Origin of the sequence: Solicola agrisoli (assembly GCF_049059935.1) — a bacterium.
Lineage (GTDB): Bacteria > Actinomycetota > Actinomycetes > Propionibacteriales > Nocardioidaceae > JAURVT01.
Genome location: NZ_JBMGQR010000003.1, coordinates 126496 through 150312, shown reverse-complemented (window position 1 = coordinate 150312; position 23817 = coordinate 126496). Strand labels below are relative to the sequence as shown.

At 73.4% G+C, this 23817-nt stretch carries 21 protein-coding genes; 19 read left to right on the top strand and 2 right to left on the bottom strand.

What is annotated here, in order from left to right:
* The first annotated feature begins 208 nt into the window (after nucleotides 1-208).
* From secD to ACI6PP_RS02525, 8 genes are all read left to right on the top strand, one after another.
* Nucleotides 209-1810 (top strand): protein translocase subunit SecD, encoded by a 1602-nt coding sequence (secD, locus tag ACI6PP_RS02560; protein WP_421108809.1) that lies wholly within the window; start codon nucleotides 209-211, stop codon nucleotides 1808-1810.
* The gene (gene secF / locus ACI6PP_RS02555; protein WP_421108808.1) at nucleotides 1807-2811 is read left to right on the top strand and encodes a protein translocase subunit SecF; all 1005 of its coding nucleotides are present in this window, start codon (nucleotides 1807-1809) and stop codon (nucleotides 2809-2811) included. The genes secD and secF overlap by 4 nt, the downstream gene beginning before the upstream one ends.
* Before the next feature lie 30 nt (nucleotides 2812-2841).
* A complete protein-coding gene (locus ACI6PP_RS02550; RefSeq protein WP_421108806.1) occupies nucleotides 2842-3375 on the top strand; it encodes an adenine phosphoribosyltransferase in 534 nt (177 codons plus the stop codon).
* A gap of 195 nt (nucleotides 3376-3570) precedes the next feature.
* Nucleotides 3571-5898: a RelA/SpoT family protein gene (locus tag ACI6PP_RS02545; protein WP_421108804.1), complete on the top strand. Its 2328-nt coding sequence runs from the start codon at nucleotides 3571-3573 to the stop codon at nucleotides 5896-5898.
* A 112-nt stretch (nucleotides 5899-6010) separates the two neighbouring features.
* On the top strand, nucleotides 6011-6379 hold the full coding sequence (locus tag ACI6PP_RS02540; RefSeq protein WP_421108802.1) for a YraN family protein: 369 nt from the start codon (nucleotides 6011-6013) through the stop codon (nucleotides 6377-6379).
* 1 nt (nucleotide 6380) lies between these two features.
* A complete protein-coding gene (locus tag ACI6PP_RS02535; protein ID WP_421108800.1) occupies nucleotides 6381-7967 on the top strand; it encodes a YifB family Mg chelatase-like AAA ATPase in 1587 nt (528 codons plus the stop codon).
* Nucleotides 7964-9139 (top strand): DNA-processing protein DprA, encoded by a 1176-nt coding sequence (locus tag ACI6PP_RS02530; protein WP_421108798.1) that lies wholly within the window; start codon nucleotides 7964-7966, stop codon nucleotides 9137-9139. The genes ACI6PP_RS02535 and ACI6PP_RS02530 overlap by 4 nt, the downstream gene beginning before the upstream one ends.
* A gap of 14 nt (nucleotides 9140-9153) precedes the next feature.
* Nucleotides 9154-10104, top strand: a complete 951-nt coding sequence (locus ACI6PP_RS02525; RefSeq protein WP_421108797.1) for a tyrosine recombinase XerC — start codon at nucleotides 9154-9156, stop codon at nucleotides 10102-10104.
* A gap of 107 nt (nucleotides 10105-10211) precedes the next feature.
* Here the strand turns inward: ACI6PP_RS02525 and ACI6PP_RS02520 are convergent, their stop codons facing one another.
* Nucleotides 10212-11123 (bottom strand): peptidoglycan DD-metalloendopeptidase family protein, encoded by a 912-nt coding sequence (locus tag ACI6PP_RS02520; protein WP_421108795.1) that lies wholly within the window; start codon nucleotides 11121-11123, stop codon nucleotides 10212-10214.
* Nucleotides 11124-11329: 206 nt separating this feature from the next.
* Between ACI6PP_RS02520 and ACI6PP_RS02515 the strand changes: the two genes are divergently transcribed.
* From ACI6PP_RS02515 to ACI6PP_RS02465, 11 genes are all read left to right on the top strand, one after another.
* Nucleotides 11330-11803, top strand: a complete 474-nt coding sequence (locus ACI6PP_RS02515) for a CAP domain-containing protein (RefSeq protein ID WP_421108793.1) — start codon at nucleotides 11330-11332, stop codon at nucleotides 11801-11803.
* 258 nt (nucleotides 11804-12061) lie between these two features.
* On the top strand, nucleotides 12062-13078 hold the full coding sequence (gene rpsB / locus ACI6PP_RS02510; RefSeq protein ID WP_421108791.1) for a 30S ribosomal protein S2: 1017 nt from the start codon (nucleotides 12062-12064) through the stop codon (nucleotides 13076-13078).
* Between the two features lie 92 nt (nucleotides 13079-13170).
* Nucleotides 13171-13986 carry a translation elongation factor Ts gene (tsf, locus tag ACI6PP_RS02505; protein ID WP_421108789.1) on the top strand — a complete coding sequence of 272 codons (816 nt, stop codon included), beginning with the start codon at nucleotides 13171-13173 and terminating at the stop codon, nucleotides 13984-13986.
* A 130-nt stretch (nucleotides 13987-14116) separates the two neighbouring features.
* Nucleotides 14117-14812, top strand: coding sequence for a UMP kinase (gene pyrH / locus ACI6PP_RS02500; protein WP_421108813.1), 696 nt, complete (start codon nucleotides 14117-14119; stop codon nucleotides 14810-14812).
* Nucleotides 14813-14854: 42 nt separating this feature from the next.
* Nucleotides 14855-15409, top strand: coding sequence for a ribosome recycling factor (frr, locus tag ACI6PP_RS02495; protein ID WP_421108811.1), 555 nt, complete (start codon nucleotides 14855-14857; stop codon nucleotides 15407-15409).
* Nucleotide 15410: 1 nt separating this feature from the next.
* Complete coding sequence (locus ACI6PP_RS02490; protein WP_421108787.1) at nucleotides 15411-16289, top strand: phosphatidate cytidylyltransferase; 879 nt, start codon at nucleotides 15411-15413, stop codon at nucleotides 16287-16289.
* 140 nt (nucleotides 16290-16429) lie between these two features.
* Nucleotides 16430-18970 carry a circularly permuted type 2 ATP-grasp protein gene (locus ACI6PP_RS02485; protein WP_421108785.1) on the top strand — a complete coding sequence of 847 codons (2541 nt, stop codon included), beginning with the start codon at nucleotides 16430-16432 and terminating at the stop codon, nucleotides 18968-18970.
* A complete protein-coding gene (locus ACI6PP_RS02480) occupies nucleotides 18967-19926 on the top strand; it encodes a transglutaminase family protein (RefSeq protein WP_421108783.1) in 960 nt (319 codons plus the stop codon). Before ACI6PP_RS02485 ends, ACI6PP_RS02480 begins: the two co-directional genes overlap by 4 nt.
* Entirely contained in the window at nucleotides 19923-20909 is a 987-nt protein-coding gene (locus ACI6PP_RS02475; RefSeq protein WP_421108781.1) for a zinc-binding metallopeptidase family protein, read from the top strand. The genes ACI6PP_RS02480 and ACI6PP_RS02475 overlap by 4 nt, the downstream gene beginning before the upstream one ends.
* Nucleotides 20910-20924: 15 nt before the next feature.
* Nucleotides 20925-22085, top strand: a complete 1161-nt coding sequence (gene rlmN / locus ACI6PP_RS02470; protein ID WP_421108779.1) for a dual-specificity RNA methyltransferase RlmN — start codon at nucleotides 20925-20927, stop codon at nucleotides 22083-22085.
* Nucleotides 22078-22893, top strand: coding sequence for an HAD family hydrolase (locus tag ACI6PP_RS02465; protein WP_421108777.1), 816 nt, complete (start codon nucleotides 22078-22080; stop codon nucleotides 22891-22893). Before rlmN ends, ACI6PP_RS02465 begins: the two co-directional genes overlap by 8 nt.
* Nucleotides 22894-22963: 70 nt before the next feature.
* Here the strand turns inward: ACI6PP_RS02465 and ACI6PP_RS02460 are convergent, their stop codons facing one another.
* On the bottom strand, nucleotides 22964-23788 hold the full coding sequence (locus ACI6PP_RS02460) for a DUF1028 domain-containing protein (protein ID WP_421108775.1): 825 nt from the start codon (nucleotides 23786-23788) through the stop codon (nucleotides 22964-22966).
* Between the last annotated feature and the right edge of the window lie 29 nt (nucleotides 23789-23817).

Sequence of the window (23817 nt, the reverse complement as noted above, 5' to 3'; positions counted from 1 at the left end):
CGTTCTCGCTCGAGGTCGCGCCCGGCGTGGTGCTCGAGGTGCTGCGTCCGGCGGTGGCCCGGATCCTCACCGACGAGGCCGCCGAGACGGCCGTCGACGACGACCGCGACCGCCCGGTCGACCCCACCGCCTGAGCGCAGCCTGAGGGTTTCCTCCCGGTTCGGGGAATGGTCGTCGGGCGCAACTGACGCGTGCGTACACTCCTCTGGTGCCCACACCCCGTCCCTCTCCCGGGTCCTCCCACGCCCGCCCGGGCCGCGTCCTCGCAGCCTTCCTGGTGGTCCTCGTGGCCCTGTTCGCCGCCGTCGCGCTGATCGGCACCTGGAAGCCCGCCCTGGGGCTCGACCTCCAGGGCGGCACCCGCATCACCCTGCAGGCCAAGTCGTCCGAGGGTGACGTCGACCCGGTCAAGCTCGAGCAGGCCCGCGACATCATCGACCAGCGCGTCAACGGCACCGGCGTCTCCGAGGCCGAGGTCACCACGCAGGGCGGCGACCAGGTGATCATCGAGATCCCCGGACGCCAGGAGCAGGGCATCGTCGACGAGGTCGGCCGCACCGCGCAGCTGCGCTTCCGGCTCGTGTGGGCCGCCGCCCAGCCGCCCGCCACCGCGCCCGACGCGGCCACGACCAAGGCGGACGCCGCGGCGGCGCAGAAGGCCGTCGACGCCGTCGACTGGACCAAGCTCACCCTGGCCCAGCAGATCACCGGCGAGACCACGGGCGTCACGTCCATCCCGGCCGCCTACCAGCCCGCGATCGCGGCGCTGCAGAAGCAGGCCGCGTCGTTCCCGTGCACGCGGGCCGGGCTCGGCTCGGTGCAGGACGAGGCCGACAAGCCGATCGTCACCTGCGAGCCCGACACCGGCGCCACCTACGTGCTCAGCCCCGCGGTCATCGAGGGCACCGACGTCGACAACGTCACCGCCGGTGTCCCGCAGGGCTCCTTCGAGTGGGGCGTCAACCTCTCGCTCAAGGGCGACGCGCAGGACGTCTTCAAGGACGTCACCACCGCGCTGTCGCAGCAGCAGAGCCAGTTCGCGATCGTGCTGGACGGCGAGGTGCTCTCGGCGCCGACGTCGCAGGCGGCGATCACCGGCGGCCAGTCGCGGATCAGCGGCAACTTCACCCAGACCTCGGCCCAGTCGCTCGCGAACTCGCTGAAGTTCGGCGCGCTGCCGCTGTCGTTCGGCGTCAACGGCGTCGAGGTCGAGGGTCCGTCGCTCGCGGGCGCGCAGCTGCAGGCCGGCCTGATCGCCGGCGCGCTGGGCCTGGCGCTCGTCGTGGTCTACAGCGTCGCGTACTACCGCCGTCTCGGCCTGGTCGTCGTCGGGTCGCTCGGCGTCGCGTCGGCCATCACCTACGCGCTCGTGCTGCTGCTCGGCGCCGGCGCCGGGTTCACCCTGACGCTGCCCGGCATCGCGGGCCTGATCGTGGCCATCGGCATCACCGCCGACTCGTTCATCGTCTACTTCGAGCGCATCCGCGACGAGATGCGGCACGGACGCACGCCGCGCGTCGCCGTCGAGACGGCCTGGGTGCGCGCACGTCGCACCATCCTGGCCGCCGACGCGGTGTCGTTCCTGGCGGCGCTCGTGCTGTTCATCTTCGCCATCGGCGTCGTGCGCGGGTTCGCGTTCGCGCTCGGCCTCACCACCCTGATCGACGTCTTCGTGGTCTTCTTCTTCACCAAGCCGCTCGTGTCGCTGATGGCCCGGCGCGGCTGGGTCAAGGTGGCCGGCGCCGAGAAGGACCCCGACCCCCACTCCGCCGACCCCGGGTCGCGCGTCCCCGAAGGAGCCCTGCGATGAGCCGGTTCGGTTCGATTGGCCGCCACCTCTACGAGGGCCGCATCTCGATCGACTTCGTGGGCCGGCGCAAGCTCTGGTACTCGATCTCGGCCGCCATCCTGGTGTTCGCCGTCGTGGGCCTGCTCGTGCGCGGCCTGACGCTGGGCATCGAGTTCAAGGGCGGCGTCGAGTTCGACGCGCGCATCGCTGCCACCGACGCCAACGTCACCAAGGTCATCCAGGCCGTCGACGACGCGAACGTGCCGCAGGCGGGCGACCCCACGGCCGTCACGTCCGGGTCGGACTCGATCCGCATCCAGACCAAGGCGATCAGCCAGGACCAGGCCTCGCGCATCGAGGCCTCGCTCAAGAGCGCCGGCGTCAGCGAGGTCAGCCAGAACCTGATCGGCCCGACGTGGGGCCAGCAGGTGGCCACCAAGGCCCTCACCGGCCTGATCGTCTTCCTGGTGCTCGTCACCATCTTCATCGCGGCGTGGTTCCGCCAGCCCGCGATGGCGGCGGCGGCGATCGTCGCGCTCGTCCACGACCTGCTCATCACGGTCGGCGTCTACGCGTGGTCGGGGTTCGAGGTGACCCCGGCGACCGTCACCGGGCTCCTGACGATCCTGGGCTACTCGCTGTACGACACGGTGGTGGTCTTCGACAAGGTCAGGGAGAACACGCTCGGGTTCGAGCGGCAGACCGTCTCGACGTTCGCCGAGCAGTCCAACCTCGCGGTCAACCAGACGCTGGTGCGCTCCATCAACACCGCCATCACGGCGCTGATCCCGGTGGTCGCGCTGCTCATCGTGGGCGTCGGCGTGCTCGGCTCGGGCCCGCTCAAGGACCTCGCGCTCGCGCTGCTGGTGGGCATGGTGGCCGGCGTGTACTCCTCGGTGTGCATCGCGACGCCGCTGTTCGTCCAGATCAAGGGACGCGACCGCGCCGTCAAGGCGCAGGCGACGCGGGTCGAGGCGGCCCGCGGACGAGGTGCGCAGGAGCCGTCCACTACGGTGGCGTAGCCCCTCCCGCACCACCGAAGGACCTCTGCGTTGACCTCCCACACCGACGTCCTCGGCGACCACGTGCGCGACGTGGCCGACTGGCCGCAGCCCGGCGTCACCTTCCGCGACGTCACGCCGCTGCTCGCCGACGCCGACGCGTTCGCCGCGTCCGTCCGCGCGCTGGCCGACCTCGCGCGCGACCTCGCCGGTGACGTGGACGTCGTGGCCGGCGTCGAGGCCCGCGGATTCGTCTTCGGCGCCCCCGTCGCGATGGCGCTGGGCGTCGGCTTCGTGCCGGTGCGCAAGGCCGGCAAGCTGCCCGCCGCGACCTACGGCGTCAGCTACGACCTCGAGTACGGCACCGAGACCGTCGAGGTGCACACCGACGCGTTCGCCCCCGGCCAGCGGGTGCTCGTGCTCGACGACGTCCTCGCCACCGGCGGCACGCTCGTCGCGGCCAACGAGCTGGTGCGTCGCACCGGGGCCGAGGTCGCCGCCGACGTCGTCCTGATCGAGATCGCCGCGCTCGGCGGTCGCGCTAGGATCACCGACGCGCCGCTCGGCGCGATCCGCACGTACTGACGGCCCGCGACGGCAAGGACCGATGATGAACGACGACCAGCGACGCCTCGTCGCGATCGTGCTCGTGGTGGCGCTCGTCATGGCAGCCGCCGCCACCTTCCTCGGCGTCGTCCTCGGCTGAGCACCCCCGGGTCCGGAGTCGACGCACCGGTGCCGTCCGCGCACCGTAGGCTGGCGTGAGGAACGGGAGGACCAGTGGCCGATCGCGCACGCACCGAGGGTGACGACCGGGCTCCGGCGACGGAGTCGGCGTCGGCACCGGCACGCGTCCGCACCCGCCTGGCACGCCTCGGCGCGCGTCCCACGTCGGCCAACCCGGTCCTCGACCCGCTGCTGAAGATCGTCCGCACGACGCACCCCAAGGCCGACTCGACGATCGTCGAGCGCGCCTACGCCACCGCGGAGAAGATGCACGCGGAGCAGAAGCGCAAGAGCGGCGACCCGTACATCACGCACCCGCTGGCGGTCGCGACGATCCTCGCCGAGCTCGGCATGACGCCCCCCACGCTGTGCGCGGCGCTGCTGCACGACACCGTCGAGGACACCCCGTACACCCTCGACGCCCTGCGCGCGGACTTCGGCGACGAGGTGGCGGTGCTCGTCGACGGCGTCACCAAGCTCGACAAGGTCAAGTACGGCGACTCCGCGCAGGCCGCGACGATCCGCAAGATGATCGTCGCGATGAGCCGCGACATCCGCGTGCTCGTGATCAAGCTCGCCGACCGGCTGCACAACATGCGCACGCTGCGCTACCTGCGCCAGGACAAGCAGGAGCGGATCGCCCGCGAGACCATCGAGATCTTCGCGCCGCTGGCCCACCGCCTCGGCATGAACACGATCAAGTGGGAGCTCGAGGACCTCTCGTTCGCGACCCTGCACCCCAAGGTCTACGACGAGATCGTGCGCCTGGTGGCCGACCGCGCGCCGTCGCGAGAGGAGTTCCTCGAGACCGTCACCGCCCAGGTCCAGGCCGACCTGCGCTCGGCCAAGGTCAAGGCCACCGTCACCGGCCGGCCCAAGCACTACTACTCGATCTACCAGAAGATGATCCTCGGCAAGCGCGACTTCGCCGAGATCTACGACCTCGTCGGCATCCGCGTCCTCGTCGAGACGCTGCCCGACTGCTACGCCGTCCTCGGCGTCCTGCACGCCCGCTGGAACCCCATCCCCGGGCGGTTCAAGGACTACGTGGCGATGCCCAAGTTCAACCTGTACCAGTCGCTACACACCACGGTGATCGGCCCGCAGGGCAAGTCCGTCGAGCTGCAGATCCGCACCTTCGGCATGCACCGTCGCGCCGAGTACGGCGTCGCCGCGCACTGGAAGTACAAGGAGGCCGCGCTCGGCGCGCCCCCCGGCGAGCAGAGCGGACGCCGTCGCGGTGGCGACCCCGCGCGCGACGAGATGCCCTGGCTGCGTCAGCTCATCGACTGGCAGCAGGAGTCCGAGGACGCCGGCGACTTCCTGGAGTCCCTGCGCTTCGAGATCAACTCCTCCGAGGTCTACGTCTTCACGCCCCGCGGCGACGTGCAGTCGCTGCCGGCCGGGTCCACGCCCGTCGACTTCGCGTACGCGGTGCACACCGAGGTGGGCCACGCCTGCATCGGCGCCCGCGTCAACGGCAAGCTGGTGCCGCTGGAGTCGCGCCTGGAGAACGGTGACTCGGTCGAGGTCTTCACCTCCAAGGCGCCCGGCGCCGGCCCCACGCGCGACTGGCTCGAGTTCGTCCAGAGCCCGCGCGCTCGCAACAAGATCCGGCAGTGGTTCACCAAGGAGCGCCGCGAGGAGGCCATTGAGCGCGGCAAGGACGAGCTGACGCGCCAGATGCGCAAGGAGGGGCTGCCGCTGCAGCGCCTGCTCAAGCACGAGACGCTGCTCGCCGTCGCCAAGGACCTCCACCTCGCCGACGTCTCGGCGCTCTACGCGTCGGTGGGCGAGAACCACGTCAGCGCGCAGGCCGTCGTCGAGCGGGTGCTCAACCTCATGGGCGGAGCCGACGGCGCCGTCGAGGACCTCGCCGAGGCCATCGCGATGCCCGACGAGACCGACCGCCGCCGCAAGGCACGGCGCGGCGACCCCGGCGTCATCGTCCCCGGCATGACCGGCGACATGCTGATCAAGCTCGCCCGCTGCTGCACCCCGGTGCCCGGCGACGACATCGTGGGCTTCGTGACGCGCGGCGACGGCATCTCGGTGCACCGCGGCGACTGCCCGAACGTCAAGGGCCTGGCCGCCGAGCCGGGCCGGATGACCGAGGTGTCGTGGGCGCCCACCTCGTCCTCCACGTTCCTGGTGGCCATCCAGGTCGAGGCGCTCGACCGCGCCCGCCTGCTGTCCGACGTCACCCGGGTGATCTCCGACCAGCACGTCAACATCCTGTCGGCGGCGCTGTCCACCGGCCGCGACCGCGTGGCCAAGAGCAAGTTCACCTTCGAGATGGCCGACCCCAAGCACCTCGGGCACGTGCTCACGGCGGTCCGCACCGTCGACGGCGTCTTCGACGTCTACCGCGTCACGCAGTAGAGCCCGCTCCGCGTCCACAGGCGGTGGACCCCGAGGCATCCGTCCACATCCGTGCGACCGACCTGGTTCGCGCCCTTCCCGCGGCACCACAGTGCCTGCGGAGGTGGTCGTCGTGGGCTCGACCCAGGCACAGAAGGACGCGGTGGGCAGGTACGGCGAGGACGTCGCCGTCGCCCATCTCGAGCAGGCGGGCATGCGCGTGCTCGCACGCAACTGGCGGTGCCGGCACGGCGAGGTCGACGTCGTCGCGCTCGACGGCGGCACCGTGGTCGTCTGCGAGGTCAAGACCCGGCGCTCGCGCGCGCAGGGATCGCCGTTCGAGGCGGTGACCCCGCAGAAGGCGTCTCGGCTCCGTCGCCTCGCCGCGGCGTGGCTCGAGGCCAACCCGATGCTGCACGAGGCCGTGCGCATCGACGTCGTCGGCGTCGTCGTGCCCTCACGCGGACGCGCCCACGTCGAGCGCGTCACGGGGGTGTGCTGAGGTGTCCGGCGCACGTACGCGCTCGGCCACGCTCGACGGGATGCGCGGGCGGCTGGTCGAGATCGAGGTCGACGTCGCCCCGGGGCTGCCCAAGATCACCCTCGTCGGCCTGCCCGACGCCTCGCTGTCCGAGGCGCGCGACCGCTGCCGCGCCGCGGTGACCAACTCGGGCTGCCAGTGGCCCGACCGCAAGGTGACGGTCAACCTGTCGCCGACCGTCCTGCCCAAGATGGGCGTGCACTACGACCTGGGCATCGCGCTGGCGGTGCTCGCGGCCACCAGGGCGGTGCCGCAGTCGGCGCTCGACGGCACCCTCGTGCTCGGTGAGCTCGCGCTCGACGGGCGGCTGCGGGCGGTCACCGGCGTGCTCCCCGCGACGCTCGCCGGCGCGGCAGCGGGGTGCCGTCGCGTGATCGTGCCGGAGGCCAACGTGCCCGAGGCCGAGCTGGTCGAGGACCTCGCCGTCGTCGGCGTCCGGTCGCTGCGGCACGCCGTCGCGGTGCTCACCGGCCAGCCCGTGCCGGACGACCCCGAGGTCGAGGCGCTGCCGGCGGCCGGCACCACGGCGTGGCAGCACGCCGAGCGGCTCGCGTCGCTCGACCTGGTCGACGTCGTGGGCCAGCACGAGGCGCGGGCGTCGATCGTGGTCGCGGCGGCCGGCGGCCACAACGTCCTGCTGGACGGGCCTCCCGGCGTGGGCAAGACGATGCTCGCCCAGCGGATGCCCGCGCTGCTGCCCGACCTCGACCGCGACCAGTCGCTCGAGACGACGGCGGTCTACTCGATCGCCGGCCTGCTGAGCGAGGACGGCGGCCTGCTCACGCGGCCGCCGTTCGTCGACCCTCACCACACCGCCAGCGCCGCGTCGGTGGTCGGCGGCGGGTCGCGCTTCATCCGCCCGGGGTCCCTCTCGCTGGCCCACCACGGGATCCTCTTCCTCGACGAGGCACCGGAGTTCCAGCGACCCGTGCTCAACGCGCTGCGCCAGCCGCTCGAGAGCGGGCACGTGACGGTGTCGCGGGCCGCGCACACCGCCGAGTACCCCGCGCGTTTCCAGCTCGTGCTCGCCGCCAACCCCTGCCCGTGCGGCTTCGACTCCGGCCAGGCGAGCGACTGCGAGTGCTCGGCGACGGCCAAGCGCCGCTACCAGGACAAGATCGCGCTGCCGATCCGCGACCGGATCGACGTGCAGCGCACCGTGACGGGCCCGGGCCGGCGCGAGCTGGAGTCGGCGCTGTCGCGTGGGGTGCCCACGAAGGTCGTCGCCGAGCAGGTGGCGCTGGCACGCGAGCGTCAGGCCCACCGCTACGCCGGCACGCCGTGGCGCACCAACAGCGACGTGCCCGCCGGCGACCTGCACCGTCGCTGGCCGCTCGACGACGTGGGTGCCCTCGAGATCGACAGGCTGGTGCGCCGGCACGTGCTCAGCCCGCGCTCGTCCGACCGCGTGGTGCGCCTGTCCTGGACGGTCGCCGACCTGCTGGGTCTGCCCGCACCCACGATCGCCGAGGTGCGCACGGCGCTGGCGCTGCGACGGTCGCAGCCGCTCGAGGGTGCGCTCGTGTCGCTCGTGGAGTCGGCCGCATGAGCGCGCGGGACGCGCTCGACCGGCTGCGGCTGTCGATGCTGGTGGAGCCCGGCGACGCCCGGGTGTGCGACCTGCTCTCCACCCACCCCGCGGGCCGGGTGGTCGAGGCGTGCGTCACCGGGCGCTCGCTCCCGGGAGGCATCGTGCTCGGGGGTGGGCTCCCCGAGCCGTGGGTGACGCGGGCGCGCGCCGGAGCGGCTGACGCCGCGGCCGACCTCCTCGCCGACGCCCGCCGCCGCGGCCTGCGCTGGGTGTGCCCCGGCGGCGCCGAGTGGCCCGCCGGCCTGGACGACCTCGATCTCGGGCGTCCGGTCAACGGTGCGCGGGGCGCCCCGCTCGGGGTCTGGGTGCGCGGCGGACGCCTCGACGAGCTGGTGGCCAGGTCGGTCGCCGTCGTCGGTGCCCGCGACGGCACCACGTACGGCACCGAGGTCGCCGGCGACCTCGGTGCCGACCTCGCCGACGCGGGCGTCTGCGTGGTCAGCGGCGCCGCCTTCGGCATCGACGCCGCCGCCCACCGTGGCGCGATGTCGATGCGGGGGACCACCGTGGCGGTCCTCGCCTGCGGGGTCGACGTCGACTACCCGCGGGCGCACGCCGGCATGCTCGGCCTGGTCGCCGAGACCGGCGCCGTCGTCAGCGAGCAGCTGCCGGGTCAGGGCCCCACCAAGGCACGGTTCCTCTCGCGCAACCGGCTGATCGCCGCGCTGTCGCAGGGCACCGTGGTGGTCGAGGCGGCGCGGCGCAGCGGGGCGCTCAACACCCTCAACTGGGCGACGTCGATCGCCCGCGTGACCATGGGCGTGCCCGGACCCGTCACGAGCCGGGCGTCGGTCGGCGTGCACCAGGCGCTGCGCGAGGGACAGGTGATCGTCGTCACCAACGGCCGGGAGGTGATCGAGGCGGTCAGCCCGGTGGGCACCCTCGACACGACGCCCGCGTCGGCCCCCGCGACGGCGCTGGACGCACTGCCCTCGGGGGCACGGATGGTGCTCGAGGCCGTGCCCACCGGCGACGGTGCGGACGTCGTGTCCCTGGCTCGGCACCTCGGAGCCAGGCCCGAGGACGTCGGCGTCGTCCTCGACGACCTGCTCGCCCAGGGGTGGGTGGGCGTCGTCGACGGTCGATGGTCGTTGGCGCGGCGTGCCGACTTGTCCCCGCCGGTGGGCTGACGGACAGTGACGCCATGGCCGAGGACGAGCAGGCGCCCGGTCGTCCCGACGTGGGGGAGTCGTGGGCGCGCGTCATCGGCGAGTACGAGCGCCACCTGGTCGCCGAGCGCGACCTCAGCCCGCACTCGGTGCGCGCCTACGTCACCGACCTGACGGCCCTGGCCGAGCACGCCGGGCGCCTCGGGATCGACGAGCCGTCGGCTCTGGACCTGAGGGCGCTGCGCAGCTGGCTGGCCAACCTGCAGACCCGCGGGCGCGCCCGCACCACGCTCGCGAGGCGGGCCACGAGCGCGCGCGTCTTCACCGGGTGGCTCGCCCGGACGGGCCGGGCCGGGCACGACGCCGGCGCGCTGCTCGCCACACCCCGCCGGCAGCGCGACCTGCCCGTCGCCCTGCGCGCCGACGAGGCGCGCGCGGTGGTCGAGGCGGCCGCCGCGGCCGTCGACGACGACGGTCCGCTCGGACTGCGTGACGTCGCGGTCCTCGAGCTGCTCTACGCCACCGGCATACGCGTCGGCGAGCTGGTGTCGCTCGACGTCGACGACGTCGACCGCGGCCGCAACGTCGTCCGCGTGCTCGGCAAGGGGCGCAAGGAGCGGACCGTCCCGTTCGGCCAGCCCGCCGCCCGGGCGCTCGACGCGTGGCTGGCCAACGGGCGCCCCGCCCTCGCGGTGCCCGGCAGCAGCGGCGCGGCCCTCGTGCTCGGGGCCCGCGGCGGACGCATCGATCCTCGTGCCGTCCGCACCCTGGTGCACCAGCGGGTGGGTGCCGTCGAGGGCACCCCCGACGTCGGCCCGCACGGCCTGCGTCACAGCGCCGCCACCCACCTGCTCGAGGGTGGCGCCGACCTCCGCAGCGTCCAGGAGCTCCTCGGCCACGCGTCCCTGGCCACCACTCAGATCTACACCCACGTCTCCTCGGAGCGTCTCCGATCGGCCTTCGCCCAAGCCCACCCGAGGGCCTGAGCACGCGCCTGGCTGCGTTGCGGTGACCTGGCCGAGCGAACCCAGCTCGCCATCGGTCGCCGCGCCTGGCCAGGCGCACGCCCAGACCCTCGGGACCTGCCACGCGATCAGAGCCAGCGCGCGGGGTCGCGCGCCGTGCCGTCGACGGTGACCATGAAGTGCAGGTGGCAGCCGGTCGACAGGCCGGTGGTGCCGACCGAGCCGACGAGCTGGCCGCGACGCACGCGGGTGCCGTCGGCGACGGCGAAGCGCGACAGGTGGTTGTAGGAGGTGGTGAGGGCGTCGCCGTGCGAGACGACCAGCCGGTTGCCGTAGGCGGGGTGGGTGGTGCGTCCGACGACGACGCCGTCCGCTGCCGCCCGCACCGGTGCGCCGCACGGGGCGCCGATGTCCAGCCCGTCGTGCAGCTTGTGCACGCCGGTGACGGGGTGCGTGCGCATCCCGAACGGTGAGGTGACCGGTCCCTCCGCGGGCCGGCCGAGCTCGCCCGACCCGGTGGGGCCGAGGTCGAGCGGCGGGACGGGCAGCGCACCGGTCGGCGTGAACAGGCGCACCGCCGCCGGACGCCGAAGCAGCGCGAGCGGGTCGGCGTACTCACGGCCGATACGCCGGCCGAGGTGCAGGCAGGCGCGCGGCACGCAGTGGCTGCCCACGAGCAGCAGCCGGCCGAGGGCGTCGCCGGCGGCCACCCGGTTGCCGACCTCGACCTCGCCCGCCACCGGCTGGTAGGTGGAGATCTCGCCGCCGTGGTCGACGCTCACCACCGCGACCCCCGCCACCACGCCGACGTGGCGGACGACGCCGTCGGCCACCGCGCGGACGGTCGCGCCGGGCGTCCCGAGCAGGTCGGCTCCCCGGTGACCCGGCCCGTACCGGTCGGCGGGCGCCTCGAAGCCGCGGACCACCTCGGGCGTCGGCGCCAGTGGCCACCGCCACCCGTCACCGGCGACCGCGCGGGCGGGGACGAGGGCCAGGAGCACGACGAGGACGGGGAGGAGCGCGCGACGAGAGGGGGCCATCGCCCGAGCCAACCCCGGGGCCGGGCGGGGCGCCACGGCCCACCGGCGCACCTGTGGACGACCGGCTCCGTCGCCGCGACCTGTGGACGGCGGGTGGCCCGAACCGGATGAATCGCTGTCGCTCGCACCGGTGGGGAGGTACGGTCGGGTGGCTCGTCCAGGTGGATGAGACCGTCACGTCGTCGCCCCGCCCCCGAGGAGCCCCCATGACCCCGTCGCCCCGGACCCTGCCGGCCGTGCTGCTCGCGATGCTCGTCAGCGTCACGCTGCTGCTCGCCGGGCCCGCCTCGTCGGCGTCGGCCGCGACGCGCAGCAAGGCCGAGAAGGCCGTGGTCAAGCTGACGAACGCCGAGCGCTCCAAGCGCGACCTCGTCAAGCTGAAGAAGGGGACCTGCGTGCAGCGCTACGCCGACCGCTGGGCCAGGAGCATCGCCCGCCGCGAGGTGCTCAAGCACCAGGACATCGGCAAGGTGCTGCGCAAGTGCAAGCTGTCGTCGGTCGGCGAGAACGTCGCCGTCGGCTACCGGACCAGCCGCCAGGTCGTGAAGAAGGGCTGGATGAAGTCCGAGGGACACCGGGCCAACATCCTCAACCCGGGCTACCGCCGCATCGGCGTGGGCGTCGCGAAGTCGAAGGACGGCACCCGCTACTACGTCCAGGTGTTCGGCCGCAACGCCTGAGGCCACGCAGCGGGGAGCGGATTTCCTCCCCCGTGGCCCGGTGCCATAGGATGAGTCCAGCACCTGTTTCGGCAGGTGACTTCGCGCGCCCGCACTCCGTGTGACCCGGCCCCGCCGGCGAACACGGGCGCGATCCAGGTCCCCCGCACCGCGGGGGTGGGTCGCGACCGGGCGCCAGGGTGCCGGCGAACCCGTCGGTGCGACAACTTGGACACAGGTCCACGGGCGTGCGCGCCCGCGGACGCGGAAGGATCGGCCATGGCCGTCGTCAGCATGCGCCAGCTCCTGGAGAGCGGCGTCCACTTCGGGCACCAGACCCGTCGCTGGAACCCCAAGATGAAGCGCTTCATCTTCACCGAGCGCAACGGCATCTACATCATCGACCTGCAGCAGTCGCTGGCCTACATCGACCGCGGGTACGACTTCGTCAAGAACACCGTCGCCCGCGGCGGCCAGGTGCTTTTCGTCGGCACCAAGCGCCAGGCCCAGGAGGCCATCGCCGAGCAGGCGACGCGCGTCGGCATGCCCTACGTCAATCAGCGTTGGCTCGGCGGCATGCTCACCAACTTCCAGACGGTGCACGAGCGCATCAAGCGCCTCAAGGAGCTCGAGGAGGTCGACTTCGACGACGTCGCCGGCTCCGACCGCACCAAGAAGGAGCTCCTGCAGATGAAGCGGGAGTACATCAAGCTCGACAAGACCCTCGGCGGCATCCGCGACATGACGCGCACGCCGTCCGCGGTCTGGATCATCGACACCAAGAAGGAGCACCTGGCGGTCGACGAGGCCAAGAAGCTGGGCATCCCGGTCATCGCGATCCTCGACACCAACTGCGACCCCGACGACGTCGACTACCCGATCCCGGGCAACGACGACGCCATCCGCTCGGTGGGCCTGCTCACCCGCGTGATCGCCGACGCCGTCGGCGAGGGCCTCATCGGCCGTGGCGGCTCGGGCAGCTCCGACGCGCCGACCGGCGCCGAGGTCGCGACCGACGAGCCGCTCGCCGAGTGGGAGCGCGAGCTCGCCAGCGGTGCGGCCGAGCAGGCCGCCACCCAGGCCACCGGCGGCGACGCGACGGCCCCGGCCCCCGCGTCCGAGGCCACCGGCGCGTCGACGGAGGCCTCCGCCGGCCAGGCGGTCGAGACCGCCGACGCCGCCGCCGAGGCGCCCGCCGCGCAGCCCGACGGCGCCGCCTCAGCCGCGACCGCCGACACCGAGGCGCCCGCCGCCGAGGAGACCCCGGCCGCCGAGGGCGACACCACCCAGGCCTGAGCCTGACGAGGCGGCCGGCGGGTGATCCCCGTCGGCCGCCCCGCACACCCCCACGCCGACCACCGTCGGCACCCATGCGAGGAAGGCGAACCATGGCGATCACCGCCGCAGACGTGAAGAAGCTCCGCGACGCCACCGGCGCGGGCATGATGGACGCCAAGAAGGCCCTGACCGAGGCCGACGGCGACTGGGACAAGGCCGTCGAGGCGCTCCGGATCTCCGGTGCCGCCAAGGCCGAGAAGCGCGGCGCCGAGCGCGAGGCCTCGTCCGGCCTCGTCGCCCACTCCGGCAACGCGATCGTCGAGCTCAACTCCGAGACCGACTTCGTGGCCAAGAACGACCAGTTCGTCGAGCTGGCCAACGAGCTCGCGCAGGCCGCCGACGAGGCCAAGCCCGCCGACGCCGAGGCCTTCGCGTCCACCACGCTGAAGTCCGGCAAGACCGTCGCCGAGGCCGTGTCCGACCTCGCCGCCGTCATCGGCGAGAAGCTCGAGCTCGGCCGCGTGGCCGCGTTCGACGGCCAGGTCGCCACCTACCTGCACCGCCGTGCGAGCGACCTGCCGCCCGCGGTGGGCGTGCTCGTGCAGTTCGAGGGCGACGACACCGCCGCCGCCCGCGGCGCCGCGATGCAGATCGCCGCGATGCGTCCGCGCTACCTCACCCGCGAGGAGGTGCCGGCCGACCTCGTCGCCAAGGAGCGCGAGATCGCCGAGGCCACCGCGCGCGAGGAGGGCAAGCCCGAGCAGGCGCTGCCCAAGATCATCGAGGGTCGTCTGAACGGCTTCTTCAAGGAGGTCGTGCTCCTCGACCAGCCGTCGGTGACCGACAACAAGAAGAACGTCAAGGGCGTGCTCGACGAGGCCGGGGTCACCGTGACCCGTTTCGCGCACATCGAGATCGGCGCCTGACGCACCCCAGCAGCACCGCACAGCGCACCAAGCACCGACGAACCTGACGGAGGCCGGCACCGTGGACGACGACCAGCGAGACGACGTCGACGGGCCGGCCTCCTCCGGTTCGGAGCGCACCGCGCGACGGGTGCTCCTCAAGCTCTCCGGTGAGGTCTTCGGCGGGGGAGAGGTCGGGGTCGACCCCGACGTCGTCAACGGCGTCGCCGGCCAGATCGCCGAGGCCGCCCGCGAGGGCGTGCAGGTCGCGGTCGTCGTCGGCGGCGGCAACTTCTTCCGCGGCGCCGAGCTGTCGCAGCGCGGCATGGAGCGCCGTCGTGCCGACTACATGGGCATGCTCGGCACCGTGATGAACTCGATCGCCCTCGAGGACTTCATCGAGAAGCACGGCGTCGAGACGCGCGTGCAGTCGGCCATCACCATGGGCCAGGTCGCCGAGCCGTACATCCCGCGCCGCGCGATCCGTCACCTGGAGAAGGGCCGCGTCGTGATCTTCGGCGCCGGCGCCGGCATGCCGTACTTCTCCACCGACACCGTCGCCGCGCAGCGCGCGCTCGAGATCCGCTGCGACGTCGTTCTGATGGGCAAGAACGGCGTCGACGGCGTCTACACCGCCGACCCCCGCGTCGACCCCGACGCGGTGCGCATCGACGAGATCACCTACAACGAGGTGCTGGCGGCGGGACTGCAGGTCGCCGACCAGACCTCGTTCGCGCTGTGCCAGGCCAACGGGATGCCCATGCGCGTCTTCGGGATGGACGGACCCGTCAACATCGCCCGCGCCCTCAAGGGTGAGAAGATCGGCACGCTGGTCCACGCCGGCTGACGGCGACGACCACCGCACACAGGACGACAGGAGAGCACCGTGATCGACGAGACCCTTCGCGACGCCGACACCAAGATGACCAAGGCGGTGGAGCACACCCGCGAGGAGTTCGCCGCGATCCGCACCGGCCGCGCCCACCCGGCGATGTTCGCCAAGATCACCGCCGAGTACTACGGCACCCCGACGCCGATCAACCAGCTGGCGGGCTTCACCGTGCCCGAGCCGCGGATGATCGTCATCAACCCCTACGACGCGGGTGCCAAGCCGGCCATCGAGAAGGCCATCCGCGACTCCGACCTCGGCGTGAACCCCACCGACGACGGCAAGGTGCTGCGCGTGTCGCTGCCCGAGCTGACGCAGGACCGCCGCAAGGAGTACGTCAAGCTCGCGCGCACCAAGGCCGAGGAGGGCCGCGTGGCCGTCCGCAGCATCCGTCGCAGCGCGAAGCAGGCGCTCGACAAGGCCGAGAAGGACGGCGACATCGGCCAGGACGACAACACCGGCGCCGAGAAGCGCCTGGACGCGATGACCAAGAAGCACGTCGACGAGGTCGACGAGGTGCTGAAGGGCAAGGAAGCCGAGCTGCTCGAGGTCTGACGTGCCCACGACTCCCGCAGGTGAGCCCGAGCCGCTGAGCCCGGACGCCACCCCGCCCGAGAAGAAGAGCCGCGCCGGACGCGACCTCCCCGCCGCCATCGCGGTGGGCGTGGGTCTCGGCGTCGTCATCGTGCTGTCCCTGGTGTTCGCCAAGGTCGGCTTCGTGGCCGTGGTGCTCGTCGCCGGCACGATCGCGATGATCGAGCTGGGACGGGCGCTGTCGACCAACGGCACCCGCCTGCCGCTGCCGCCGGTGCTCGCCGGCGGCATCGCGATCCTGGCGTTCGCGTACGTGTGGGACACCGACGCGGTGGCGATCGCGTTCGCGCTCACCGTGCTGGTGACGATGCTGTTCCGCCTGACCCAGGGCGCCGACGGCTTCGTGCGCGACGTCACCGCCGCGACGTTCGTCGTGGCCTACGTGCCGGTGCTGGGCTCGTTCATCGTCCTGATGCTTGCCGCCGACGACGGCGCGATGCGCGTCGTCACGTTCATCCTGTGCACGATCGCGTCCGACATCGGCGGGTACGCCGCCGGCGCCACGCTCGGCAAGCACCCGATGGCGCCCACGATCAGCCCCAAGAAGTCGTGGGAGGGCTTCGGCGGCTCGATGCTCACCGGGATCGTCGTCGGCGTCCTCACCGTCGTGCTCTTCCTCGACGGGCACTGGTGGGTCGGCGTCGTCCTGGGCATCGCCTCGGTGGTGCTCGCGACGCTCGGCGACCTGTGCGAGTCGCTGATCAAGCGCGACCTCGGCATCAAGGACATGGGCGACCTGCTGCCCGGCCACGGCGGCATCATGGACCGCCTGGACTCCCTGCTCGCCGTCGCCCCCGTCGCCTGGCTCGTCCTCACCCTCCTGGTCCCCGTCACCGCGTGACGGTTTCCCAGGTATACCTGGGGTTCTGTCCCGGTACCCGGAGAATTCTCCGTGCCAGGCGAAGATTCCCAGGTATACCTGGGAATCCGTCATGGGCGGGACCTGCACCAGATGGGGGAGGCAGGCCCTAGGCTGCGGGGATGACCGCCGTGGGCGACTACCTCGCGTCGGCGGCGCAGCCGGCGCTGGGGGACGGCGGTGCCGCGCCCGCCGCGTACGACGAGCTGGTGGCCCCCGACGGGAGCGTGCGGCCCGCGTGGCGCGGGCTGGCCCCGCGTCTGGCCACCCTCGACGCCGCCGACCTGGCCCGCCTGCGGTCGGACGTCGACGGCCACGTGCAGGACGACGGCGTCACCTACCACCGGCCGTCCGGCACCGACGCGCCCCCGACCGCCGAGCGCTGGCGGCTCGACCCGCTGCCCGTCGTGCTGGGCCAGTCCGAGTGGGCCGCGCTCGAGGTGGGGCTGGTGCAGCGGGCCGAGCTGCTCGAGGCGGTGCTCGAGGACCTCTACGGCGCGCAGCGGCTCCTGTCGCGCGGCGTGCTGCCGCCCGAGCTCGTGCTCGGCCACCGCGAGTTCGTGCGCGCCGCGGTGGGGCCGCCCGCCGTCGCCCGTCGGCTGGTGCTCGCGGCCACCGACCTCGGACGCGCGCCAGACGGCTCGTGGCAGGTGCTCGCCGACCGCACGCAGGCGCCGTCGGGCGCCGGGTACGCGCTGGAGAACCGCCGCATCGTCGCCCGCGCGATGCCCGAGCTGTTCCGCGAGGCCGGCCTGCAGCGCCTCGGCCCGTGGTTCTCGGCCATGCGCGCCGCCCTGCTCGCCGCGGCGCCGGACGGCCCGGACGGTGCACGCGTCGTCGTGATGAGTCCCGGCCCGGACTCCGAGACCTCCTTCGACCAGGCCTTCCTGGCCTCGACGCTGGGGTTCCCGCTCGTGGAGGGCGGCGACCTCGTCGTCCGCGAGGGCGCGGTCTGGATGCGTGTGCTCGGCGGCCTGGAGCGCGTCGACGTGCTCGTCCGCCGGGTCGACACCGCGTGGTCCGACCCGCTCGAGATGCGCGCCGACTCGCGCCTCGGCGTGCCCGGCCTGACCGAGGCCGCGCGTCGCGGCACCGTCGTGGTGGTCAACGGGCTCGGCAGCGGGGTGCTCGAGAATCCCGGCCTGCTGCCCTTCCTGCCCAGCGTCTGCAGCGACGTGCTCGGTGAGGAGCTGCGCCTGCCCTCGGTGCCGACGTGGTGGTGCGGCGACCCGTCGGGTCTGTCGCACGTGCTCGCCCACCTCGACGACCTGTGGGTGCGGCCGATCAGCCGGGCCGACGGCGCGGGCACGGCACCGTCCCTGCTGGACGCCGCCGCGCGCGACGACCTCGTGCGCCGGCTGCGCGCGGAGCCGCACGCGTTCGTCGGCCAGGAGGCCGCCGACCTGTCCCAGGCGCCGGGGGTGCGGGGCGACGCGCTGGTGCCCGGCGCCTTCTCGCTGCGCACGTTCGTCGTCGCGCAGGGCCGGGGGTACGCACCGATGCTCGGCGCCCTGGGACGGGTGGGGGAGCCCGACGACCCGCACGGCTCGGCCAGCAAGGACGTCTGGGTGCTTGGCGAGCACGGCCAGGCGACCGAGCCCGCGGGCGGCGACGAGGGCACCGCGTACCCGGTGGCCGCACCCGCGGCGATGGTGCCGCGCCTGCTCGAGGACATGTTCTGGGCGGGCCGCTACGCCGAGCGCGCCGAGGACCTGCTCCGCCTGCTGCTCGCCACTCACGCGGTGGCCGAGGACGTCCGCGCCCGCGACGGTGACCGCGCCTCGTCCGCGGCGCTGCGCACGCTGCTCGCAGCCCTGACGCACGTGAGCACCACCTACCCGGGCCTGCTCGAGCGCGACGCCGACGTGCGACGCGAGGTGCGGGCGCTGCTCGTGGACGCGGCGCTGCCCGGCACCGTCGCGCACGCCGTGTCGGGCCTCCAGCACGCCGCCCAGGGCGTCCGCGACCAGCTCTCGTCCGACGTGTGGCTCGTGCTCGGCGGCGTCGACCGCGCGCTCGCGACGGCCCGCGCCGACCGTCGCGGATCGGTCGGGGTGCTCGCGCGCGAGGCGTCGCAGTGCCTCGCCGGGCTGCTCGCGCTCGCGGGCGTCACCGGCGAGAACATGGTGCGCGACGCCGGCTGGCACCTGCTCGACGTCGGTCGCGGAGTCGAGCGGGCGCGGCAGCTCGTCGCGCTGCTGAGGGCGACCCTGGTCGAGCCCGGTGCCGGTGCCGAGCGCACCGTCGTGGGGGCGGTCCTCGCCGCGACCGAGAGCATCCTCACCTACCGCCGGCGCTACCGGGGGACGGCCTCGGTGGCGGCCGTGCTCGACCTGCTCGTGCTCGACCGCGAGAACCCCCGCTCCGTCGCGTTCTCGCTCGCACGCGTCGGGGCGTCGCTGTCGGCGGTCCCCGGGGCGACGGGCGGCTCGCGTCCGGCACGGGTGCTCGACGGCGTCGTCGACGAGCTCGAGCGCGCCGACCTCGTCCGGCTGGCCCGGCGGGGTGCGCACGGGCGCGCCGACCTCGACCAGTTCCTCGGCGTGCTCGGCAGCCGTCTGGACGACCTCGCCGACGCCGTCGCCGCGCACCACTTCTCGACCCAGCAGGTCCCGCGCTCGTACGGCGAGATGCGCGCCACCGACGGACGGGACCGCGCGTGAGCGGCCCGCCGCCACCGGGCCGTCGCACCTACCGGGTGCACCACCGCACCACGTACGAGTACGACTCGCCGGTCACCGACAGCTACGGCCTGGCGCACGTCCGTCCGCGCGACCTGGACTGGCAGACCTGCCACGAGCACGCGTTCGTCGTCGACCCCGAGCCGCAGGACGCGTCGTCGGCGCCCGACTACTACGGCAACACCCGCGCGTTCTTCCACCTGACCGAGCCGCACACCCGTCTGGAGGTGGCGGCCACGAGCGTCGTCGACGTCCGGGCGCAGCAGCACGACGCCGCCGCGCTCGCGCAGCCGTGGGAGCGGTGCCGACCGGCCGACCGTCCGGACGTCGACGACGCGTGGCGGGCCCGCGACCTCGTGCTGGGCTCGCCCCGCGTCGAGCTCGTCGACGAGGCGACGGCCTACGCCCGCGTGTCGTTCACCCCCGGACGCCCGGTCGGCGAGGCGCTCACCGAGCTGTGCTCCCGAGTGCACGACGACTTCGCGTACGACACCACCGCCACCACCGTCACGAGCCGCGTGCCCGACGTGCTCGCGCGTCGCGCGGGCGTCTGCCAGGACTTCGCCCACCTGACCGTCGCCGGCCTCAGGGGCCTCGGGCTCGCCGCCCGCTACGTCAGCGGCTACCTCGCCACCACCCCGCCGCCGGGACGCAAGCGCGTCGTCGGCGCCGACGCCAGCCACGCCTGGGCAGCCTGCTGGGTGCCGGGCACCGGCTGGGCCGCGATCGACCCGACCAACGACGCGTGGGCCGACGAGAGGTACGTCACGGTCGGCTGGGGACGCGACTACGGCGACGTCCCGCCGGTCAAGGGCGTGATCTTCAGCGACGGCGGGGGTTCGCGCCTCGACGTCGGCGTGGACGTCGCTCCGCTGGACGACGAGGCCCCCCGGCCGTCCGGCACCGGTCCGTCGGCCCACCTAGGGTTACACGCGTGAAATCTTTCGCCTGCGACGTCTGCGGCCACACGCTCTACTTCGAGAACTCGGTGTGCGTGCACTGCGACAGCAGGGTCGGCTACGTGCGCGACGCGCGCCAGATGCGGGCCCGCGGCGAGTCCGCCCCGTGCCACAACCTGCGGGTGAGCGGGTGCAACTGGATCCCCGAGGACGGGGAGAAGTTCTGCTTCGCCTGCCGTCTGACGCGCACCCGTCCCTCCGACGCCGACGTCGAGGGCCTCGACCAGTACTGGACGGCCGAGAAGTCCAAGCGACGGCTCGTGTTCGAGCTCGACGAGCTGGGGCTGCCCATCGTCCCGCGCGTCGGTGACAGGGGGCTCGCGTTCGACCTGCTGTCCAGCGTCAAGGAGAACGTCGTCACCGGGCACGCCGACGGCGTCATCACGCTCGACCTCGCCGAGAGCGACATCGTGCACCGCGAGCAGCTGCGGCTCGACCTCGACGAGCCGTACCGGACGATGCTCGGCCACTTCCGCCACGAGATCGGCCACTACTACGAGCAGGTGCTCGTGCAGGGGTCGTCGTTCGAGGACCGGTGCCGAGAGCTGTTCGGCGACGAGCGCGCCGACTACCAGGCCGCCCTCGACCGCCACTACCAGCACGGCGCGCCCGACGACTGGCAGAAGTCGTACATCAGCAAGTACGCCACCATGCACCCCTGGGAGGACTTCGCCGAGACGTTCGCCCACGTGCTCCACATCCGCGACTCCCTGCAGACCGCCGCCGAGTTCGGCCTGACGGTGCCCGCCGCCATCGAGGCCATGCGGTTCTCCGACGTCGTGGTGGGCATCTGGATCCCGCTGTCCATCGCGCTCAACCAGATCAACCGGTCGATGGGCAAGGAGCCGCTGTACCCGTTCGTGCTCGCGCCGCCCGTCGTGGCCAAGCTGCAGCTGGTGGCCGACGTCATCAACGACACCCGCCGCCGTCACGTCGAGGACGGGTCGCTCGCCCGCACCTGAGACACTGGGTGCATCATGTCCGATCCCCGCAGCACCCTCCCCGACGTCTCGCCGGAGCAGGGCCCCGTCCTGCCCCTGGTGTTCGAGCAGCCGCGCGGGCGCAAGAAGCCGCCCCGCCACCTCGCCGACCTGTCGGCCGAGGAGCGCACGGCCGTCGCGGCCGACCTGGGGGAGCCGGCGTTCCGGGCCAAGCAGCTCGCGCGCCACTACTACACGCGGCTGGTGGACGACCCCGCCGAGATGACCGACCTGCCGGGCGCCTCGCGCGACCGGCTCGTCGAGGCGTTCCTGCCCCGGTTGCTCGACCCCGTCCGCACGATGGAGGCCGACAAGGGCACCACCGTCAAGACGCTGTGGCGGCTGTTCGACGGCGCGCTCGTCGAGTCGGTGCTGATGCGCTACCCCGGACGCGCCACGGTCTGCATCTCCAGCCAGGCCGGCTGCGGCATGGCGTGCCCGTTCTGCGCCACCGGCCAGGGCGGCCTGCAGCGCAACATGTCCACGGGCGAGATCGTCGACCAGGTCGTCGCCGCCGCCCGCGCGATGTCGCGCGGAGAGGTCGCCGGCGGACCGGGCCGCGTCTCCAACGTCGTGTTCATGGGCATGGGCGAGCCGATGGCCAACTACAAGGCCGTCATCGGCGCCATCCGACGCATGGTGGCCCCCGGACCCGACGGCCTCGGCATGTCGGCGCGCGGCATCACGCTGTCGACCGTCGGCCTGGTGAACCGGATCGAGCAGCTGACCGAGGAGGGCATCCCGGTCACGCTCGCCCTGTCGCTGCACGCGCCCGACGACGAGCTGCGCGACCAGCTCGTCCCGATCAACACCCGCTTCAAGGTGCACGAGGCCGTGGCCGCCGCGTGGGAGTACGCCCGCCGCACCAAGCGTCGCGTGTCGATCGAGTACGCGATGATCCGCGACATCAACGACCAGGCCTGGCGCGCCGACCTGCTCGGCGACCTGCTCCGCGCCTACGGCGACTGGGGGTGGGTGCACGTCAACCTCATCCCGCTCAACCCCACCCCGGGCTCGAAGTGGACGGCGTCGCGCCGCGAGGACGAGGAGGAGTTCGTCCGCCGCCTCGAGGCCAAGGGCGTGCCCACCACCGTCCGCGACACCCGCGGGTCCGAGATCGACGGCGCCTGCGGCCAGCTCGCCGCCACCGATGCCTGAGCCCGACCTGTCGTCGGCGCCGCGGCCGCGCGTCGTCGCCAGCGACCTCGACGGCACCCTGCTGCGCGCCGACGCCACGGTGTCCGACCGCACCCGGGCCGTCCTGGCCGCGCTCGACGGCGGCGACGTCACCGTCGTGTTCGTGACGGCGCGCCCGCCGCGGTTCCTCGACAACGTCGCGAGCACCGTGGGCGGCCACGGCCTGGTGCTGTGCGCCAACGGCGCCTACGTCTACGAGGTCGCCACCGGCACCGTCCTGGAGGAGCACACCCTCGACGACGCGCTCGTCCTCGAGCTGGCCCGCGACCTGCGCGACGCCGTGCCCGGCGTGACGTTCGCCGTCGAGCAGGCGACGTCCGGGGGAGCCGAGGAGGCGTTCGGCGCCCAGCGTCGTCTGCCCGAGGGCTCGCCGATCGGACCGGTCGAGACGCTGCTGCGCCACGGCCGGGTCGGCAAGCTGCTCGCCCGCACCGACGACGTGCCGCCCGAGGAGTTCCACGACCTGCTCGCCTCAGTGGTAGGCGACCGCGCCGAGGTGGCCTACTCCGGCGCCGTCGGCCTGGGCGAGGTCACCGCGCCCGGCGTCACCAAGGCCGCGGTGCTCGCCCGCTGGTGCGAGGCGCACGGCGTCACCGCCGACCAGGTCTGGGCGTTCGGCGACATGCCCAACGACCTGTCGATGCTGCGGTGGGCCGGCACGTCCTTCGCCGTGGCCAACGCGCATCCCGACGTCCTCGCCGCCGCCACCCACCGCATCGGCCACCACGACGACGACGCCGTCGCCCGCGTCCTCGAGCACCTCGTCTGACCCGCACCCCTCGCGTCGAGCTCCGGCTCAGCTCCCTCTGCGGGCCGACCACAGGTGACTGAGCCGGAAGTCAACGACCGTTCTGGTCGGCCTGGGCGCGGAGGTGGCTGAGGACGACCCGGTCGATCTGCCCGTCGACGAGGCGCAGCTCGAAGTTCTCGACGCCGGCCCACGTCGCGAGGTCGGGACGCCCGACCGCGGCGAGCAGGCCGGCCACCTCGTCGGCGAGGTCGCCGGTGAGCGGCAGCAGGTCGTCGGGGTGCGGGGCGTCGAAGTACAGGTGGTGCAGGTCGAGCAGGCGCGACAGCTCGGTGACGGGGTCGACGTGGTCGTCGACGCGCAGGTCGAAGCGGACGTCGTCGCCCGGGGTGTAGCTGCCCTCGCCGGACGCGACCAGCAGCGCCGCGGACTGACGGCCGCGGCTGTCGCCGCCGGCCGCGTCGCCCGCGGTGAGCGCCAGCAGCAGGCGGTCGGCGAGAGGCATGCCCTCGCCGCCCAGCCACGCGGCCTGCATCGCGTCGACGACCTGCGGGCCGACCAGGATGTTGCCCTGGATCGCGTAACCGGGTCCGGTCACCCCGCCGGCCCAGTCCAGGCAGCCGGACCCGCTGAACGTCGCGGCGCGCCCGGCGTGGTCGACGACGCCCACCTGACGCTCCTCGCGCCCCTCGTCGGCCTCGAGCAGCGCCGCGAGGGTGGCGTCGGCGTCCAGCCCCGACGCGAGGTGCGCGAGCCCGTCACGCTTGAACAGCGTGTTGGCGAACGACTGGGTGGCCACCGCGCCGACGCCGCGACGGGCTGCGGGCACGGCTGCGCCGACGGCGAGGAACTTGGACGCGACCGCGACGCCGACAGCGGTGCCGTCCGGCTCGCGCCCGACGATCGAGAAGGTCATGTCGGCCATCCTGCCCGTCGGCCGCGCGA